This is a genomic window from Micromonospora inyonensis (assembly GCF_900091415.1).
In the GTDB taxonomy this organism is placed as follows: domain Bacteria; phylum Actinomycetota; class Actinomycetes; order Mycobacteriales; family Micromonosporaceae; genus Micromonospora; species Micromonospora inyonensis.
In genome coordinates, this window is record NZ_FMHU01000002.1 from 2,005,285 (window position 1) to 2,023,410 (window position 18,126).

The window sequence follows — 18,126 nt, forward strand, 5'->3', positions numbered from 1 at the left end:
ACGGCACCGCCCTGAACCGGCGGTCAGCCGATCCCCACGTCCGCCTCGCCGGTCACGAACTGCTCCGAGCCGTCGACGATGGCGCGAGCCAGGTCGGACAGTCGCCGGTTACGACTGCGCGCCTCGGCGCGCAACAGGGTGAACGCCGCACCCACGTCCACCTGGAGACGCTCGGCGAGCACCCCCTTCGCCTGTTCGATCAGGACCCGGCTGGTGAGCGCGGTCTGCAGCTGTTCGGTGAGGATGTCACGCTGGTGGATGGCGCGTTGCTGGAGCAACCCGATGGTGGCCACGTCGGCCAAGGCCTGACCGACGCGGAGCCTCCCTTCGTCGAGCGCGCCGGGCTGGACGTCGAAGAGGCTCAGCGCGCCGATCACCTCGGAGCGCAGGCGCATGGGCAGGGCGTGGACCGCGGCGAAGCCGACCTCGGCGGCGGCCGCCGTGAACCGGGGCCACCGACCGGCGGCGGGCAGGTCGGCCACCGACACGGGTCGACCGGTACGGAAGCAGTCCAGACAGGGGCCCTGGTCGGTCTGGAGCTCGAAGAGCTCCAGCAATCTGGTCCGACCCGAGGAGGCGGCCACCACTCGCAGCGTGTCCTGCTGATCGGTCAGCAGCAGCCCGGCCGCCGAGACGCCCAGCAGCTGGACGCACCGGTCGGTCAGCACGTGCAGGAACTCGAGTACGTCGAAGTCGTCGACGAGCGTGTCGGCCGTCTCCACGAACACGTCGGACATCTCGATCTCGATCATGTCAGTCATCCTCGTCTGGCGGTCCAGCACGCCGCGACCGATCCCGCCGTCCTGGAGCGGCGGCGCGAGCGGCGCGTGGCCCTCGCACCGCGAGGGTTGGGGGTCAGCTCCGCCGGGTCCGGTACGACCGGGCGCCGGGCGCGCGGAATACGGTGCCGACGGACGGACTCCACCGTCGAAATCACCGTACTCTCGGATCACGCTTCGTGCGCGGCTCGGGGCCGGCCGCCGTCGAATCGCCGGCCGGCGACCGGGAGCGTACGATGGAAGCAGTTGTCGCTCGGGACCCCGGTGGCTGACAGTCCGCCACTGGCGGGCGCGACCCACCAGTCGGGGTCCCCCTGCCGGCCGAGTCCGCGCACCATGCCAACCGGTCACGTCACCGGTTCCTCCGGGACCACCGGCCCCTCGTAGCGACGCTTCCGGACCACGGCGCCACGACACCCGCCCGTCAGCGACCCATGCCTGCGCTGGCTCCCCCGGTACTCAGGCATGTCAACTGCACCGTGGAAGGTGGCGGTTCGTGATGACCGCACCACAGGACCATCGTCGCCCTTCTCCCGTGGTCAACGGCCACGGCGGCCCCGACACCGTCTCCCGGCACCTGTCGGGTCGACCGGAGATGAAGCGTTCCCGGCTGGGCGGCCTGTGGGTGGCCGCCGTGCTGTTCGCGCTCGTGCTCCTGCTGCTCCTGGTCTTCGTACTGCAGAACGGGCAACGCGCCAGCGTGTCGTTCCTGGGCGCGCACGGGCACCTGCCCCTCGGAGTCGCCCTGCTGCTGGCTGCGGTCTTCGGCATCCTGCTCGTCGCCCTTCCCGGCACCGCTCGCATCGTCCAACTCCGGATACTGAACCGCCGTTCCGTCGCCCGGTCCGGCCCCAACTCCGTTTTCCCGATGGCGAACGCCGCCACCCGCGGCACACCCCGCACCCCACACCAGAAGAGGTGAGCCATGCCCGGCACCGCGCTCGCTCCGTCATCGCCGTTGCCCACCCGACTGGTCCTCGCTCCCACCAGGGACCGGACGGTCCTGGACGGCGGGTGGTGGCCGCGTTCCTGGGACCCGGCCGCCGAACTCCCCAGCTTCGTCCGCGCCCTCTCCGAACGGTACGGCCGGATCCGGCACCTCATGCTGAACATCCACACCTGGGACAGCCGGATCCATCGGTTGGCCATCGGGCCGGACGTCGTCCGGATCGGCTGGTTCGATACCCTCGACCCCGCCCTGTTGGTCGCCACCACCGCCAGCGACGACCAGGTCGACCTGCTCGTCGTGCCACCCACCACGGCACCTGCGACAGCCGAGCGGGCCTTGGCCGCCGCCGCTGACCCGGCCAACCTCACGCACGCACCGGACCTCCTCGTCGCCGGACCGCCCCCGCCGGGCGGGACACCGGCGATCGGATCCGCGGCGTACACGATGTGGGACAACGAGGGCGGCAGCATCCTCAGAGCGCCGTGGGCAGCCGATGAGGTCGTCATAGGTGGCAAAGGTGGTCGGTGACCAACTCCCCCACAGTCCGCCGAGCAGGCGACCAGGACCTGGTCACCCAGGCGCAGGATCTCCTCCGGGCTCACCGGCCACCGTTACCCGCCGCCGGCCCCGGTAGTCGCCGCCCGGGTGTCGGGCGGGACACCGAGGCCGTCGCGGTGGTATCAAGAACCGACGCCAGCGGAGGAGGCGCAGTGCAGAGCTTCGCCGGTACGTTCGCCCGCAACCTCGTCATCGCCGCGGTCTGCACCGTGGCCGGGCCGATCCTGCTCGTCCTGGGCGCGCTCGGTGTCGCCGATCCCGGGGAGGCCGACCGCCGGGTCCCACTGGTCTTCCTCCTCGTCGGGTTGGTCGGCACGCTGGCGATACCCGTCCTCGCGTTCTCCGGCGCACGGGCCGACTACCGGGTCGTGACCCGCCGCGACCGGCTGGAGGACGGCCCGGTCCGGCCGGACGACAGCTTTCGCCCTGTGGATGCCGCGCGCCGACGTCCCCGTCCCGCAGCAGGGCCGGTTCGCCGCGGCCGACGTTCTGGAGGCGACGTTCGTCCGGTACGGCGGCGGCTGGGAGGCGACCTACCAGAGCTACGGCGGCGACCTGGACCCCGACGAGGTCAAGCCCCTCGTCCGGTTACGGCTGCGGATCCACCCCGACGGCAGCGAGCCGTTCGAGTGGACCGGCGAACGGCGCGTGCCGTCGCTCTGTCTCTCCGCCGTCACCGCCGGTCATCTCGTCGCCGTCGTCCACCCCACCGCTCCGGCCGAGGTCAGCATCGACTGGCCGCGCAGCGCCCTGCTGTCCGGCACCCGGCCCTGCCGGCTGGTCGGTCTCGACGGCCGACGCGTCGATCTGACCGGACGCCCCGACCTCCTGCTGGAGCAGATGCGCATCGCCGGCACGGTCGGCGGGATCCGGATGGACGCCGACACGATCGACCTCCGCCACCTCACTCCCCCGGTGGCGGCACAACTCCGACGCCTGGTGGAGCGGGCCGGTGAACTCGCCGGGTGGCCTGCGTCCGCACCGACGTCGGACGGGCGGGCCCGGTGGGTGGTCGACGGCCTCCCCGGCGAGGCGGGGACGTTCGGCGACACCGACCGCCGGTGGGCGCGCCACGGCGGCCAGCTCACCCGCGCCCGGTTCCTTGAGCTGCGGGGCACGACGACCTACCAGTACCACGGCCCGGTGCTGGAGACCGTCCTGCGGATCTGGCCCGTCGAGGGCGGAGAGCCGTTCGACGCGCGGAAGAAGCTGACGGTGCCGTTAACGATCCCCACGAATAAATCCGGGGGATTTTCCTCCGGGGCCAGGCCCTGGATTCCCAGCTCGGACCGCACCTGATCCACCGTCCCGGAAGGAGGCGATCAGATGTCTTACGTCGTCGGCACTGGCACGGTCGCGTTCGGCCGTGGCGAGGATCGTCCTCGCGGCGTTTCGGTCGCGGCATGCGGTATAGCCGCATGCCGCGCACTCGAAGGTACGGATACCCAGTCCGAGGCGAAGATTGGCTCTCTCGCCGCACTCGGAGCAGGTCATCGTGGTGTAGGCGGGCGGTACCAGCACCACCTTGCGGCCCGCCCGCGTACCACGCTCGATCAGTTCTTTCTTAGAGGTCGCGCGGAATGGTGGGTTGATCGGCGCGCCTGAACGGATGCAGGCACAGAACTGGTGATCATGAAGTTGCTGACGCTCCGTGATCACGGGAGGTTCTGTGCCTGCCATTCCAGCATGGCTGATCGAGCCGTTGTGGGTCCAGTTCGCCGCGCTGCTCCCCGATCGGCCGACCTACCAACCGACACATCCGCTGGGCTGTCACCGCAAGCGGATCGATGACCGCATCGTGTTCGACAAGCTGGTCCAGGTGTTGCGGTTCGGCTGCGCCTACGAGGCGATCGCCGATGCCACCTGTTCGGCCACCACGATCCGCGGCCGCCGTGACGAGTGGATAGAGCTTGGGGTGTTCGCCCAGCTCAAACAGATCGCCCTGGACGCCTACGACCGGCTCGTCGGCCTGGTCCTCGACGACATCGCCGTGGACGGCTGCATCACCAAGGCTCCCGGCGGCGGCGAGGCCGCCGGACGCTCACCGGTCGACCGGGGCAAGCAGGGCATGAAACGCTCGTTGATGGTCGACGGCTACGGCATCCCCCTCGGCCGGGTCCTGGCCGGCGCGAACCGACACGACTCACCCCTGCTCGGCCCCACCCTCGACCACCTCGACGACCTCGGCCCACTACCCCAGGCCATCACGGTGCACCTCGACGCCGGATACGACTCCCAGGTCACCCGCGCCCTGCTGGCCGAGCGCGGCCTGACCGGTGAGATCGCCCACAAGGGCGACAAGGCGCCCATCCAGGCGAGCCAACGGTGGCACGTCGAACGGACGAACAGCTGGCACAACGCGTTCAACCGGCTGCAACGCTGCTACGAACGAACAGAGAAGGTCATCGACGCCTTCTTCGACCTCGCCGACGCGATCATCACCGTCCGCAGCCTCATCCGGCGTGCATGGACCCTCTACCGGTGGAACAACCGACCCGCCCGCCGCCGATGATCAACAACCATTCCGCGCGACCTCTTACATGCGCCGATCGCCGCGTCGGCCGCTTTGCGGGCCATCGTGGTGCGGGCGAGGAATGTCGGCTTGAAGTCCTCGACCGCGATCAGCGCGTGGTGGTCAGTGACGTTCTTGGCCCAGACGCGGGCGTCGTGGGTGTTCTGTCGGGCGGCCTTTGTCGCGACCCGGGCGGCCTGCCGCTTCGCGGTCTGGTAGCCCTTCGACGGGGCGTGTCCCTTGGGACGACGGCGGCGGGCCATCGTGCGCTGGGCCTTGGCCATCTCGGCGGCGCACCGGCGGCGATGGCCGAGGTGCGGCAGGTCGAACGCCGGGTCGGTCGTGGCGGCGGTGGTCTTGATACCCCAGTCGACGCCGATACCCGGCGAGTCCGACTCGGGTGCGGTGGTGATCTCACGGCGGACCACGAACGAGGCGTACCAGTGGCCGAGGGTGTCTTGGTAGACGCGCACGCTGGTCGGCTCGGACGGCAGTTCCCGCGACCAGACGACCGCAACGGTCACCGTGCCCGGCAGGCACAGCCGGCCGTCTTTGATCCGGAAGCCGCGGGTGGTGTACTCCAGGGTCGGCAGCGAGTCCTTGAGCCGCTTGACCTTCGGTCGGCCCCGGCCCTTGACCGTGAACGAGTGGGCCAGGGCGGCACCATAGGTGCGCAGTGTCTGCTGCTGTGCGACCTGCGATCCCTCGCGCAGCCAGGCATGACGGCTGCGGGCCTCGGCCAGCAGTTTCGACAGCCTCCCGAACGTCGGCTTGCGGCCGGTCTTCTGCTGGTGCACAGCTTCGTTCCACAACCACCGGCACCGGCCCCACTCGTCGAGCAGTGCGGCCTGCGCGATACGGCCGGGCCGCAGGCGACAGGTGTAACGCACTGTCTCGTCCACCCCGAACACTATACACCACAAAGCTATATAGTCTCGGCGTGGACGAGGTCAGGTCGAACAACAACGTCGTGTACCGCTGCCACTACCACGTCGTCTGGTGCCCGAAGTACCGGCGCAAGGTCATCGACGGCACGGTGGACGAGCGGCTCAAAGAGATCATCCGCGAGGTTTGCGCCGAGCGGAACGCACCGATCGAGGCGATCGAGACGATGCCCGACCACGTGCACCTGCTCGTGGTCGTGGACCCGCAGTACGGCATCCACCGCCTGGTCAAGCAGATCAAGGGTCGATCCTCCCGTCTGCTGCGCCAGGAGTTCCCGCACCTCAAGTCCCGGATGCCGACCCTGTGGACCAACTCGTACTTCGTCGCCACGACCGGCGGCGCCACTTCGGAGGTGGTCAAGAGGTATGTCGAGAACCAGCGCAACGTGTGACCAGACGCCCATCCGCCTTGGCAGCGAATGGGCTATCCCTGACCTGCTCCGCAAGGGTTCCGTTTCCTCCCCACGGCCAAAGCCGGGGGTTTCCACGGAAGACATCCGATGAACTACCTCGCGCTGCTGCACCGCACGAAGGACCTCGTCGCGCTGGTGAGTCCTGACCGCCGGGCGCACGAGATCGACTGGAATCGCAGCAACCTCGCCGCCGGCGTCACCCCGGCTCTCGTGATCGCTCCGGACGGCCGGCAGTTCGACCTCACCGGCCGGTTCGACCCGCTGTTGACGATCATGCGGCTGCTCGTGGCGAACCGCGTCGGCGTCTGCGGAAACGTCCTGGACCTCCGTGCCCGCCGTCCCTCCACCATGGTGGCGCAGGTCATGGACGTGCTCCGGACGAGCCTCGATCGGGACACGACCGGACCGGGCTCTCGATGAGCCGCGCCCCGGCCACCGCGCGACCGCAAAGCGCTATCGTCGCCGCATGCCCGAACTGGTCGCACCCACCGTCCGGCTGCACGCCGCCTGGCTCGACGCGCACCGCGAGTGGGGCCCCGGCCTCCACGAGGACGGGTTCGGGCTGCGGCCGTCCGACGAGGTCGACTCCCCGGACGGATTCGCGGCCTGGGTGGCCCGGTTGGTCGACCAGTCGGATCCGACTGGGCCGCGGGACGCCGGCCGGTCGCATTGCACGTACCGGTGGATCGTCGAGGGCGACCGGATGCTCGGCGGGATCGCGCTCCGGCACGCACCCGACGAATCCAGGCTCCGGGTCACCGGGCACATCGGATACGGCATCCGGCCGTCCGCACGTCGGCGGGGCCTGGCCACCTGGGCGCTGGGCCGGATGCTCGACGAGGCGCGGGGGCTCGGCCTGGACCGGGTGCTGATCATCTGCGAGGCGGACAACATCGCCTCGGCGAAGACGATCGAGCGCTGCGGTGGCGTCCTCGAAGACGTCCGGAACACCGAACCCCGCGCGACCCGCCGGTACTGGATCAGCACCTGACCCACCAGTCGGTTCCACGCCGGTGAGCGGCCCGCTGACCGGAGGTGGCCCTCAGGCCGCCTCCAGCTGCGCCGGTCGGGCGCCGGGCCCGCCCACGCTGGACCGGCGGTGGCTACGCGAGTAGCTGCGGAGGTTCGCTCGCTTGGTCCGTTGACCCTGTGCCGTGCCATAACTGGTTTGCAGGGGTTGTGAACTGCGGCTTTGTCTGCCGCAGCACTGATCACCGGCATCGGTCGACGGCAACGCCGCCACGCTCATCTGTCGGCCGCGTTCGCCTCCTGGGATGTCACGCTGCCGATGGCGTCGACGCGGCCCCACCGTCCGGGGATGTCGAGTAGCTCGATGCGACCGAACCGTTCGGGCAGTGCCGGCGAGACCACCAGATCATCGCCGTAGGGCTCGAGGCCGAGCAGCGTGCGTATCAGCAGCAGGGGCGCTGCGGTGGCCAGGGCCTGTGGGCTGTTCGCCGCGGGTTCCGGGACGGGGTGCCGGGTCAACTCGCGGTCGTAGCCGCCGAAGGCGTCCGGAAGTCGACCCTGGAAGTGCCGGGACGCGTCGATGATTCCCTCGGCGATCTGCCCGGCTTCCTGGTGGAATCCGTAGCGGCGTAGCCCCCAGGCGATGAAGGCGTTGTCGAATGGCCAGACGGTGCCGACGTGGTAGCCGAGTGGGTTGTAGCGTCCCTCCCCCTGCGCGAGGGTGCGTACGCCCCAGCCGGAGAAGAGTTGGGGGCCGAGCAGGTGTTGGGCGATCTTCGGTGCCCGGGATTCGTCGACGATGCCGCTCCACAGTAGGTGGCCGATGTTGGAGGAGAGGGCGTCGACCTGGCGGCCGTCGCCGTCGAGGGCGAGTGCGTAGTACTCGCCGTCGGCAATCCAGAAGTCGCGGTTGAAGCGTTCCTTGAGGTCGGCGGCTTCCCGTTCGAGGCGGTCGGCGTACGCGGGGTCGTGCCAGAACTCGCGGGCCAGCCTGGCGCCGCGGATCTTGGCGTCGTAGGCGTAGCCCTGCAGCTCACAGGTCGCCCGGGGCAGGCTGGGCAGCCGCCCGTCCCGGAACGAGATGGCCGTCGGGGAGTCCTTCCAGCACTGGTTCTCCAGCCCGGTCCGCTCGTTGCGGCGTTGGTACCAGACGTAGCCGTCGCCCATGATGTCGCCGTACTCGTCGATCCAGTGCAGCGCCGCGCGCGCCTCGTCCTCGAATTCGCGCACCACCGCGGCGTCCCCCGTCCACCGCTCGTACTCGTCGAGCAGGATGACGTAGAGCGGGGTGTTGTCGGCGGCGCCGAAGTAGGGCGATGTGGGAATTTCCTCAAACGCGGTCAGCTCGCCGTAGCGGAACTCGCTCAGGATCTTGCCCGGCTCCTCGTCCCGGAAGTCGTCGAGCACGCTGCCCTGGTCGATGCCGAGGATCCGCAGGGTGTTGACGGCCATGTCCGGTGTGAACGGCAGGACCTGCAGGCTGGTGAGGATGGGGTCGCGGCCGGTGAGGGTGGCGTTCCACGGCAGGCCCGCCGCGGGCAGCGGCTCGGTCGGTAGCGCCAGCGGCGAGAACCGCAGCGCGGCAAGGTCGACCAGGCTGCGCTGGTAGGTCCGCTCCAGTGGCTTCCAGTCGCAGCTCAGCTGCGGAGCCTTGTCGAGCCACTGCCGCAGGTCGTGTTGGAGCCTTGCCGCGTCGCGTTGCTGGCGGGGGGGAGTCAGCTGTTCTCGCAGGTCCTGACCGTCGGGATGCAGCACCAGCCCCCGGACGTGCAGCATGGTGGTCCACTGCCCGTGGGGTTCGATCCGGATGTGGTAGGTCAGCCCCTCTTCGTCGACCTGCGCCGGCTCGGTCGTGGAGATCGCTGTCTCCAGCCGGAACTTCTCCCGCACGTAGCCGAGGTGCAGGCGACCGTTCTCGACGCGTTGGTAGACACGGCCGGCCTGCGTGCGTTCTTGTCTGACCATGTACACCGAGCTGAAGTCAGAGCCGGCGTCCACCCGGACGGTGAACACGGCCGGTTCCCCGGAATGGTTGAGCACTGTCAACCGCTCCTCGAAGCCGCCGGCCACCGCCCGTTCGCGGATCACCGAGACCTTGGCGTCGACGTAGTGTGTCGGGGCCCCGGGCACCAGGAAGAACCGCGCCTCGAAGTACGACGGGTCGTCCATCGCCAGTGTGCTCACCCGTTCGCCGTTGATGGTCAGTCGCCACAGCGAGAGGAACCGGGTGTCGGATGAGAAGTAGCCGGTCGGGACGTGGGGCGCCGCCTCTATGTCGCCGCTGCCGTCGCTCAACACGAAGATGTTGCCGTCCAGGATTCTGACGACATCGGTTTTCATCCCTGCCTCCCCCGGTCCCGGGCGGCGATCCGCGGGTGACGCGCGTTGGGCGGCGGCGCGAAGAGCCGCTCCAGCAAGCTGACGAGCCGGATTTGTCCTTTGAACGTCAGATCGTTCCTCAGCCACGCCGGGAACGGTTTGGCTTCCCCGCGGACCATCCGGTCGAAGAAGGCGTCGTCGGAGCGGATGACGGTGTCGGCGGCGCGGTTCTGCTGTGACACCCGGACGACGCCGCTGCGGATCTCCACGAACCAGTGGTCGACCTCGTGGTCACGCTCGAGGTCGAACCGTATGGTGCCGTTCGTCTTCTTCAGCAGGCGTTCGTGGCCGTGTCGTTCGAGCGCCTCGAAGAAGTTCCTGGTCGTCTCCGACATGGCACCACCCCCGTAGAAATCCGCCGGACCACGAGCAGCGTCATGCGCATCAGGGTGGGTCGTCCTCACCCGGAACGGATGAGCCTGGACTGCGGCGGCGAGCGGCGCGGGGAAATCCACCCGATCCGGGTGATGCGGCAGGGCCTCGCTCCGGGTCAGGGTGGGTACGCGGCATATCCGGGCTCGGCACGCATCGGAGGGAGGCGGACATGTCGAATCTGACCACGAGCTTCTTCCAGTCCCTCGCCCGTCGCGGGCACGAGACCCTCCTCGAGGACGCCACCGGGACCATACGGTTCGACCTCACCCACGAGCAGGGCGTCGACCGCTGGTTCGTGGCCATCGAACGGGGCAATATCCGCGTCTCTCGGGATGGAGGCAAGGCCGACTCTGTCTTCCATGTCAGCCGGGCGACCTTCGACCGGATCTTGGCTGGCCAGTCACAGATGTACCCGGCATGGTTGCGCAACGAAGTCACGACGGAGGGTGATCAACGGCTGGCCCGCCTCTTCGTTCGGCTCATGCCGGCGCCGCCCGAAGCCCATCACCCTCGGGATTTCGGCCGCGAACGGAGACGTGCGGCATGAGCGACGGCCTTATCCGGCTGCTGGACGGCAACACGTTCGTCGTCAGTGAGGAGACGGGCGACATCGACGCGTCCCCCACCATCCCGACCGGGTTCTTCTCGTTCGACACCCGATTCCTGTCGAAATGGATCCTGTCCATCAACGACGAGCGGGTCAACGCGCTCAGCGTCGAGGAGGTCGAGCACTTCGAGAGCCGCATGGTCGTCGTCCCGACCCTCCCCGCTCCACTCGTCGACATCGGTGTTTCGGACATCGGTGTTTCGGCCATTCGCGACCGCTCCATCGGCGGAAGCTTCACGGAGCAACTGACCGTGATCAACAACGAATCCAGGCCCGTCGACCTGCGGATTCGGCTCGACGTCGACAGCGACTTCGCCGACCTCTTCGAGATCAAGGACGTGCGGAACAAGAGCGGGACGTACTACACCCAGGTCGACGGCGGGCGCCTACGTCTCGGCTATCGGCGGGAAGCGTTCCGCCGGGAGACCCTGGTCTCGTCCACCGTGCCGGCCCGAGTCGACGAGCAGGGGCTGACATACCACGTTCGACTCGAACCGCACGGTCAATGGACCACCAACCTGCACGTGCAGGCGCTGGGCCGGGACGGGCGCGACCTTCGGGAGAGCCTGGAGGGCAGACCCGGTCGATCCCGAGCGCAGATCCGGCAGGACCTGGTCGGGTGGCTCGCGCGGGCACCCCGCCTCACCTGCGACTCGCCCACGTTGGGAATGACCTACCGACGGAGCCTGGCCGACCTCTCCGCGCTGCTTTACGCACCGCTGACCGCCGGCGGACGCGCCATCCCCGCCGCCGGCCTACCGTGGTTCATGGCGATCTTCGGCCGGGACAGCATCCTCACCAGCATCCAGGCACTGCCGTTCGCGCCCGACCTCGCCGCCACGACGCTACACCAGCTCACCGTGCGACAGGGGGCCGTCCTGCACGACTTCCGCGAGGAGGAGCCCGGGAAGATCCTCCACGAGCTGCGGTACGGGGAGACGGCCGCATTCGAGGAGCAGCCACACTCGCCGTACTACGGTAGCGCCGACTCCACTCCTCTCTTCGTCATCCTGCTCGACGAGTACGAGCGGTGGACCGGCGACGCCACCCTGGTCCGGTCTCTCGAACGTCCCGGGAGAGCCGCCCTGCACTGGATCGACGAGTACGGCGACATCATGGGCGACGGCTACGTCTGGTACCAACGCCGCAACGAGCGGACCGGGCTGGAGAACCAGTGCTGGAAGGACTCCTGGGACGCCATCTCGTTCCGGGACGGGCGGCTGCCCAGCCTGCCCCGGGCGACCTGTGAGCTGCAGGGCTACGCCTACGACGCCAAGATCCGCGGCGCCAGGCTGGCCCGCGAGTTCTGGCACGACCCCGCGTACGCCGACCGCCTCGAACGGGAAGCCGCCGACCTCAAGGAACGCTTCAACCGCGACTTCTGGATTGCCGACGGCGAGTACTACGCAATCGCCCTCGACGGCGACGGCCGCCAGGTCGACGCCCTCTCCTCCAACATCGGCCACCTACTGTGGAGCGGCATCGTCGACGAATCCCGGGCACCGAAGATCGCCCAACACCTGCTCGGCCCCCAACTCTTCTCCGGCTGGGGGGTGCGGACGCTCGGCACCGGCGAGGGACGCTACAACCCGATCGGCTACCACGTCGGCACCGTGTGGCCGTTCGACAACTCCTTCATCGCTTGGGGGCTGCGCCGCTACGGATTCCACCAGGAGGCCGGCCGCATCGCCGAGGGAATCATCGACGCCGCGGAACACTTCGACGGACGGCTCCCCGAGGCGTTCGGCGGATACGAGCGGACGCTGACCAGATATCCCGTGCTGTACCCCACGGCGTGCAGCCCACAGGCGTGGTCCACCGGAACTCCCCTGTTGCTGCTGCGGACCATGCTCGGCATGGAGCCACGCGGCGAGCACCTGGTGGCCAGACCGGCCGTGCCCCCGGGCATGGGCCGGATCGAGCTGCTCGACATCCCCGGGCGGTGGGGCAGGGCGGGCGCCGTCGGACGCGCCCACCCGGAGCGACGCTAAGACCGCGCCAATACCTTCGTCGCCTACGCCATCCAGCAAAGCACTATCAAACCGGACATTGTAACAGCGACACCGGGGCCCTGGATCCATCGCGACTGTGTAGGAAGCGCTACGCTCGTCCCGTGTTCGATATTGCGCCTCGTCGGCTGATTTTGACCCTGTACGGCCTCTACGCCCGCGACGAGCACAACTGGCTATCGGTGAGTGCGGTCGTGCGTCTGATGTCTGACCTCGGCGTCGACTCGGCCAGCGTGCGTTCTTCGATTTCCCGCCTCAAGCGGCGCGGTGTCTTGGAGTCCATGAAGGTGGGCGGTTCGGCTGGATACTCCCTATCGGCGAGTGCTCTCGAGGTCCTGCGCGAAGGAGACGTCCGCATCTTCGGCCTCAAGAGGGCGACCGAGTCGGACGGACTGGTCATGGTGGTGTTCTCGGTACCCGAGTCGGAGAGGGACCGGCGGCACAAGCTCCGGACGCTGCTGTCCGGGTCGGGCTTCGGCACGGTGTCGCCGGGAGTCTGGGTTGCTCCTAGCGTCCTGTTCCAGGAAACGGTGAACATGCTCACCACGCGCGGGCTCAGTCCTTACGTGGAGGTGTTCCGGGCTTCGTACGAGCACTTCGGCGCTCTCGAGGAGCGCGTCCGGACATGGTGGGACCTCGAGGCGATGAACGCCGAGTACTCCACGTTCATCGACAACTTTGGGGGCGTTCAGGCGGAGTGGCGCAAGTCGTCGAAGTCACCGCAGCGCGCGTTCGAGGTCTATGTGCCGTTGTTGACCGAATGGCGCCGGCTTCCGTACCTGGACCCGGGGCTGCCTGCCTCGGTGCTTCCGAAGGACTGGAGCGGGACCAGGGCGACCGAGTTGTTCGCGGACCTCGATGCTCTTCTTCGACAGCCCGCCCGGTCACACGCTCTGGAGGTCATTCACGCGAAGCCCGGGTCTGGAATCGGTCGCACGGCGTGCGCAGCGTCCTGACCAAGCTCCATCGCGACGCTGCACACCACCACGGTGGGCAGCCCGGTCTTACGCTCCGTGCGACTCCTCCCTCGGTCGTGTGACAGCGTCGAGAAGCTGGAGGATGTGTTGATAGGGGAAACCAGTCGCGCGAGTCATCCCGATTTCACACGTGCGATTGCAAGAGGCGTGCGCGGCTCCCCCTAGATTCTTCACCTCTCGTACCTCGGGTGCCGTGGCGGCGGTGGTCAGCTCCGGATGGAGCATTCCCCTGTCGCCGGCAAACGCGCAGCAACCCCAGTCCACCGGAACGTGCACGTCTTCGGCGACCGACCGCGCGATGTGCACGAGGGCGTCGTCGACGCCGAGGTGCGCGGAGGAGCAGGTGGGGTGGAGCACGAGGCTGGGGATCTTGTGGTGGGCCGGCAAGCGATCCAGGACTTTCTCGGCCACGAATGCCACAGCGTCCTGGACCTGAACGCCAGGGATATCACGCAAGAGCGTCGTGAAACCCTCGGTGCAACTCGTCGCGTCGCTGATGACCCGGAAGTGCCCAGCTCGCCTCACCGCTCGAAGCACTCGGGTACGCATCTCGTCGTACCCCCGCGGGAATCCCTTCGACGACCAGGGCGTGCCGCAGCACAACGAGTCGATCTCCTCCGGCACGGCCAAGCGGAGCCCGACCCGCTCACAGAGACGCTCCAGGCTGACCTGCACGCCGTCGCCGACGGCGCCGAACACCGATCCGACACAAGCCGGGAGGTAGAGCGCGTCCGCATCGTCGACGGTGGGTCGCGCACGCCGTTGCCCGCCCGCTGGCAGATCCGGCGTCCAGCGGGGGACGACCTCGGTTCCAAGGACGGTGCGACCGACGTCGGTGGCACCGGTCACCAGCTTGGACGGAGACAGTGCGGCGAGGCTGAGCGCCACCGAGCCGGCGCGGGTCGCACTCGACCAGTGCTTCGCGGCAGCAGTCCACACCGCTGTCTCGGCGCGGCCGTGGATGTCACGCCGGAGGCGCTTCACCAGGTCACCTGTGTTGATCTGGACCGGGCACGCCGTCCGGCACATCCCATCTGCGGCGCAGGTGTCGACCCCGTCGTAGCGGTAGGCCTGCTCGAGCTCGGCCACCAGCGCCTCGTCGCCCCGACGACGGGCCGACTCGACCGCGCGCCGTGCGACGATGCGCTCACGTGGCGTGAGTGTGAGGTTCTTGCTCGGGCAGACAGGCTCACAGAAACCGCACTCGACGCACCTGTCGACCTCCTCCTCGACCTTCGGGTGGAGCTTGAGGTGCTGGATGTGCACCGTTGGATCGTCGTTCAGCACGACGCCCGGGTTGAGCATGCCGTCCGGATCAACAAGACGCTTCGTCTCCAGCATCACGTCGTAGAGCTCGTCGCCGTACTGGCGACGGACGTACGGCGCCATCACGCGACCCGTGCCGTGCTCGGCCTTCAGCGATCCGCCATGGCCGAGGACCACATCGACCATCGCCTCGGTGAACAGGTGATACCGCTCGAGCTGTTCCTCGGACTCGAAGCGGTCCGTCAACATGAAGTGGACGTTGCCGTCCTTGGCGTGCCCGAAGATGACGCTGTCGCGGTAGTCGTGGACGTCGAACAGGTCGCGGAGACTCTCGCAGGTGTCGGCGAGACTGCCTACCGGCACCACGATGTCCTCGAGCAGAGCCGTGGTCCCGCTGGGTCGAGAACCGGCGACGGCGGCATACAGACCCTTGCGGAGCTTCCAGAGCTTCGCCCGCCCTCGAGGGTCCCGATCCAGCCGCACGGGGGTGCTGACCGGCAGCTGGGCGAGCACAGCGCCGGCCACATCGACAAGGTCGGCCAGCTGCTCGGCAGTCTCGGCCTGGTACTCCACCAGAAGCGCAGCATGCTCCCTCCCCGTGACTGCCGCGACCTGAGCCGGGACATCCGCGGCGGGCCCGAGTGACTGCCCGACCCGAAGGGACGTCGCGTCCAGCAGCTCGATCGTCGCGGCCTCGGTTGCGACAAGGGAAGGCAGGGCGTAATTGGCTTCCGCGAGGGTGTCGAACACCGCGAAACCGGTCGCGGCGTGCGTGCGCAACGGAACGGTGCGGAAGGTCGCCTCGGCGACGAATGCCAACGTCCCTTCGCTCCCGATCGTCAGGTGGGCGAGGATCTCACACGCCGTGTCGAAGTCGACGTAGGAGTTCACGCCGTATCCCATGGTGTTCTTCATGGCGAACTGTCGCTCTATCGTGGCCAACGACCGAGGGTTCCCGCGCACTCGATCTCGTAGCCGAAGCAGCCCCTCGTGCAGCTCCGGCTCGGCGGCACGCAGCCGCTCGTCGGCATCGGGAGCTCCCGTGTCGACCACCGTGCCTGACGGCAACACCAGGACGAGCGACTCGACGGTGCGGTAGCAGTTCTCCACGGTCCCGCACGCCATTCCGCTGGAGTTGTTGGCGACGACGCCGCCGACCGTGCAGGCCGCCTCGCTCGCGGGATCGGGTCCGAGCCTCCGCCCGTACGGCGCTAGACGCGCATTGACCTGCCGCAGCGTCAGGCCGGGCTGGACACGGACGCGCCGGCCATCGTCGAGCACCTCGAGGTCTCGGAAGCCGGCCCGGACATCGACGAGCACCCCCTCGGTGAGGCCCTGCCCTGACAGGCTCGTGCCGCCTGCCCGGAACGTCAACGGGACACGGAGGCCAGCCGTCGCCCGCATCAACCGACCCACAGCTTCGGCATCCCGAGCGACCACGACGGCCTGCGGAGTCAGCAGGAAGTGGGAGGCATCCGCTGCACGCACATGACGGTCCAGGGCGCGGGAGCGGACGTCCGCGACATCACCGACCGCCGCCCGGAGGGCGTTGACAAGCGCCGTGGTCATCGAACACCCGGACCCACACATACATCCATGGCCTAATTGTCTAGCAAGTATGCTGCTTAGACAACCCCTGAAGAGACAGCTAGCCTGTCGCTGTGAGTGCTCGCGCGAAGCCCGTGTCGGTGGTGGACGCCATCGCCCGCGACCTCCGGCGTGCCGTTCTCAGCGGGGAGCTCGCGGCCGGCACCCCGCTGACCGAGTGGGAGGTGGCGAAGCGCTACGAGGTGGCGCGACCCACCGGGAAAGCTGCCGTAGAGCAGTTGGTCTACGACAGGTTGCTCGTCCGGGACAACCATCGTTCGGCGCGCGTCGTGACGCTCGGGGCAGAGGACGTCCGGGACATCTACCGCACCCGCGCCCACATCGAGGGCGAAGCGGCGCGCCGCCTGGCACGCGCACGCACCGACGTGCCGGCGGCCCGCGCGGCGAACGCAGAGATCTCCGCCTTGACGGACGACTCCGTTCTGGAAGTGGTGGGACCCGACATGCGCTTCCACACCGCTCTGGTCGATGCGCTCGGCAGCCCGCGGATCAGCCGTATGTACGGCTCGCTCGTCACCGAGGCAACTCTGTGCATGACTCAGGTGCAGGGTCGGCACCTCTTGGAGACGACGCTCATCGCAGCCGAGCACGAGCAGTTGCTGGACCTCATCGCAGAAGGAGAGGAATCGGAAGCGGTCGCCCTGCTCGAGCTGCACCTGGCGCGAGCGCGCGAGCGCCTCGTCCGTGCGATTGGCGGTGTGGCACAGTCAGAGGCCGTAGCCCGTCCCTGACCGTGCCGGAGCGTGACGCACGTCTGCCGGGTCGCCGGTAGGTGCGCGGTGCATCGCCTATTGGTCGCGTCGAGGTCCCCGCCGGAGAAGGTGAAGCCCGAGGGCGTGAATCAGATGCTGCGGACCAGTTCGCGGGTGAAGCGCGCAGCCGGCTCGGCGAGCAGACCGTGCAGCTCCCCGAAAAGACGCTCGGCCGCGAGACCCGGCCAGTCCGGTGGGAGGCACTCAGGCGGCAGACCAGGGTCGACGTACGGCAGTCGCCGCCAGGCGGTCACCGCGTCGACGTATTCGGCGAATGCCTCCGCACACGCCCGTTCCTCAGGCGTCACTGGTCGCCACCTCTCAAGGAGGGGACGGAAGAGGGCTTCGAACTGTCGATAGCGGGTCGCCAGGTCGTTCAGGTCCCACCAGGTACCGACCTTCTCCGCGAGATCGCCCTGCGCGAGGCTGCGGGCGGAGAAGAACTCCACGAGATGGTCGAGCCCATCGCGCTCCAACTCCCGTCGCGCGCCCTCGTAGACTGGGCCAGGCGCGATCCACAGTGCCGCGCTGACAGTGCCGAAGCCACGTCGGGTCAAGATTTTGCGGATCTGGTAGCGCAGGTTCCGGTGAGACTCGGGAACTGAAAAGGTGGCGAGCACCCACGGGTCCTCGCGTCGAGCGCGACGCGGCGTGAAGATCCGCTCGTCGCCCTCGCGGAAGGTCTCCTCAAGCTCGGGGTTGAGCACGTAGATCGAGGACCCCCCGCGCTTGTCACTCACCAGGACATGGCGGCGCTTCAATCGCGACAGGGCGGTGCGCGCGGCTGGCTCCTCGACCCCGAGCAGGCCAAGGAGCCGGACGATCGCGGCGACCGTCAACGGCTGGGGGCGCCCGTACAGCGCGATGATGCTGGTGACGAGCTGCTGGGTACGGCGAGAACCTTGCGTAGGATCGCCAGGGTCATGCGGACGCGTTTCATCAACGTCGTGACCAGCGCTCATGCGTTCCCCTCGAACCATCCCAGTGCCCTACGGCCCTTCCGGGCCTCAGCCCCACTCAGGCACCCAC

The 18,126-nt window shown here is 68.5% G+C and carries 18 protein-coding genes; 11 read left to right on the plus strand and 7 right to left on the minus strand.

Annotated elements, in window-relative coordinates:
* Positions 1-23: 23 nt before the first annotated feature.
* Entirely contained in the window at positions 24-752 is a 729-nt protein-coding gene (locus GA0074694_RS23385; RefSeq protein ID WP_091461847.1) for a GAF and ANTAR domain-containing protein, read from the minus strand.
* Between the two features lie 526 nt (positions 753-1,278).
* Here GA0074694_RS23385 and GA0074694_RS23390 point away from each other — a divergent pair.
* From GA0074694_RS23390 to GA0074694_RS23400, 3 genes are all read left to right on the plus strand, one after another.
* Positions 1,279-1,701, plus strand: coding sequence for a LapA family protein (locus tag GA0074694_RS23390; RefSeq protein ID WP_218105785.1), 423 nt, complete (start codon positions 1,279-1,281; stop codon positions 1,699-1,701).
* A gap of 3 nt (positions 1,702-1,704) precedes the next feature.
* The gene (locus GA0074694_RS23395; RefSeq protein ID WP_091461849.1) at positions 1,705-2,256 is read left to right on the plus strand and encodes a DUF5994 family protein; all 552 of its coding nucleotides are present in this window, start codon (positions 1,705-1,707) and stop codon (positions 2,254-2,256) included.
* Positions 2,257-2,718: 462 nt separating this feature from the next.
* Positions 2,719-3,585, plus strand: coding sequence for a hypothetical protein (locus tag GA0074694_RS23400; RefSeq protein ID WP_091461851.1), 867 nt, complete (start codon positions 2,719-2,721; stop codon positions 3,583-3,585).
* Here GA0074694_RS23400 and GA0074694_RS34330 read toward each other — a convergent pair.
* The gene (locus tag GA0074694_RS34330; protein WP_425413632.1) at positions 3,508-3,966 is read right to left on the minus strand and encodes a zinc ribbon domain-containing protein; all 459 of its coding nucleotides are present in this window, start codon (positions 3,964-3,966) and stop codon (positions 3,508-3,510) included. The two genes, GA0074694_RS23400 and GA0074694_RS34330, sit on opposite strands and share 78 nt — an antisense overlap.
* Between GA0074694_RS34330 and GA0074694_RS23410 the strand changes: the two genes are divergently transcribed.
* A complete protein-coding gene (locus GA0074694_RS23410) occupies positions 3,956-4,798 on the plus strand; it encodes an IS5 family transposase (protein ID WP_091453604.1) in 843 nt (280 codons plus the stop codon). The genes GA0074694_RS34330 and GA0074694_RS23410 overlap by 11 nt on opposite strands.
* Here the strand turns inward: GA0074694_RS23410 and GA0074694_RS31110 are convergent.
* The gene (locus GA0074694_RS31110) at positions 4,762-5,700 is read right to left on the minus strand and encodes an RNA-guided endonuclease InsQ/TnpB family protein (protein WP_218105787.1); all 939 of its coding nucleotides are present in this window, start codon (positions 5,698-5,700) and stop codon (positions 4,762-4,764) included. The two genes, GA0074694_RS23410 and GA0074694_RS31110, sit on opposite strands and share 37 nt — an antisense overlap.
* Before the next feature lie 38 nt (positions 5,701-5,738).
* On the opposite strand from GA0074694_RS31110, the gene tnpA reads away from it, so the two are divergent.
* The 3 genes from tnpA (at position 5,739) to GA0074694_RS23425 (ending at position 7,146) form a co-directional block, all read left to right on the plus strand.
* Positions 5,739-6,134: an IS200/IS605 family transposase gene (gene tnpA / locus GA0074694_RS23415; protein ID WP_091460663.1), complete on the plus strand. Its 396-nt coding sequence runs from the start codon at positions 5,739-5,741 to the stop codon at positions 6,132-6,134.
* 108 nt (positions 6,135-6,242) lie between these two features.
* Positions 6,243-6,575: a hypothetical protein gene (locus tag GA0074694_RS23420; RefSeq protein WP_091461858.1), complete on the plus strand. Its 333-nt coding sequence runs from the start codon at positions 6,243-6,245 to the stop codon at positions 6,573-6,575.
* A 46-nt stretch (positions 6,576-6,621) separates the two neighbouring features.
* Positions 6,622-7,146: a GNAT family N-acetyltransferase gene (locus GA0074694_RS23425; RefSeq protein ID WP_091461861.1), complete on the plus strand. Its 525-nt coding sequence runs from the start codon at positions 6,622-6,624 to the stop codon at positions 7,144-7,146.
* 254 nt (positions 7,147-7,400) lie between these two features.
* Here the strand turns inward: GA0074694_RS23425 and GA0074694_RS23430 are convergent, their stop codons facing one another.
* Both GA0074694_RS23430 and GA0074694_RS23435 read right to left on the minus strand, forming a co-directional pair.
* Positions 7,401-9,464 (minus strand): amylo-alpha-1,6-glucosidase, encoded by a 2,064-nt coding sequence (locus GA0074694_RS23430; protein WP_091461864.1) that lies wholly within the window; start codon positions 9,462-9,464, stop codon positions 7,401-7,403.
* Complete coding sequence (locus GA0074694_RS23435; RefSeq protein ID WP_091461867.1) at positions 9,461-9,838, minus strand: SCP2 sterol-binding domain-containing protein; 378 nt, start codon at positions 9,836-9,838, stop codon at positions 9,461-9,463. The genes GA0074694_RS23430 and GA0074694_RS23435 overlap by 4 nt, the downstream gene beginning before the upstream one ends.
* A gap of 209 nt (positions 9,839-10,047) precedes the next feature.
* On the opposite strand from GA0074694_RS23435, the gene GA0074694_RS23440 reads away from it, so the two are divergent.
* From GA0074694_RS23440 to GA0074694_RS23450, 3 genes are all read left to right on the plus strand, one after another.
* A complete protein-coding gene (locus GA0074694_RS23440; RefSeq protein WP_091461870.1) occupies positions 10,048-10,425 on the plus strand; it encodes an SCP2 sterol-binding domain-containing protein in 378 nt (125 codons plus the stop codon).
* A complete protein-coding gene (locus GA0074694_RS23445; protein ID WP_091461872.1) occupies positions 10,422-12,476 on the plus strand; it encodes an amylo-alpha-1,6-glucosidase in 2,055 nt (684 codons plus the stop codon). The genes GA0074694_RS23440 and GA0074694_RS23445 overlap by 4 nt, the downstream gene beginning before the upstream one ends.
* A 122-nt stretch (positions 12,477-12,598) precedes the next feature.
* Positions 12,599-13,450, plus strand: a complete 852-nt coding sequence (locus GA0074694_RS23450) for a PaaX family transcriptional regulator (RefSeq protein WP_218105788.1) — start codon at positions 12,599-12,601, stop codon at positions 13,448-13,450.
* 48 nt (positions 13,451-13,498) lie between these two features.
* Here the strand turns inward: GA0074694_RS23450 and GA0074694_RS23455 are convergent, their stop codons facing one another.
* The gene (locus tag GA0074694_RS23455) at positions 13,499-16,306 is read right to left on the minus strand and encodes an FAD-binding and (Fe-S)-binding domain-containing protein (protein ID WP_091461875.1); all 2,808 of its coding nucleotides are present in this window, start codon (positions 16,304-16,306) and stop codon (positions 13,499-13,501) included.
* A 92-nt stretch (positions 16,307-16,398) separates the two neighbouring features.
* Here GA0074694_RS23455 and GA0074694_RS23460 point away from each other — a divergent pair, with 92 nt between their 5' ends.
* Complete coding sequence (locus tag GA0074694_RS23460; RefSeq protein ID WP_091461879.1) at positions 16,399-17,076, plus strand: GntR family transcriptional regulator; 678 nt, start codon at positions 16,399-16,401, stop codon at positions 17,074-17,076.
* A 110-nt stretch (positions 17,077-17,186) separates the two neighbouring features.
* On the opposite strand, the gene GA0074694_RS23465 is transcribed toward GA0074694_RS23460, so the two are convergent.
* On the minus strand, positions 17,187-18,059 hold the full coding sequence (locus GA0074694_RS23465) for a PaaX family transcriptional regulator (RefSeq protein ID WP_091461881.1): 873 nt from the start codon (positions 18,057-18,059) through the stop codon (positions 17,187-17,189).
* Positions 18,060-18,126: the final 67 nt, after the last annotated feature.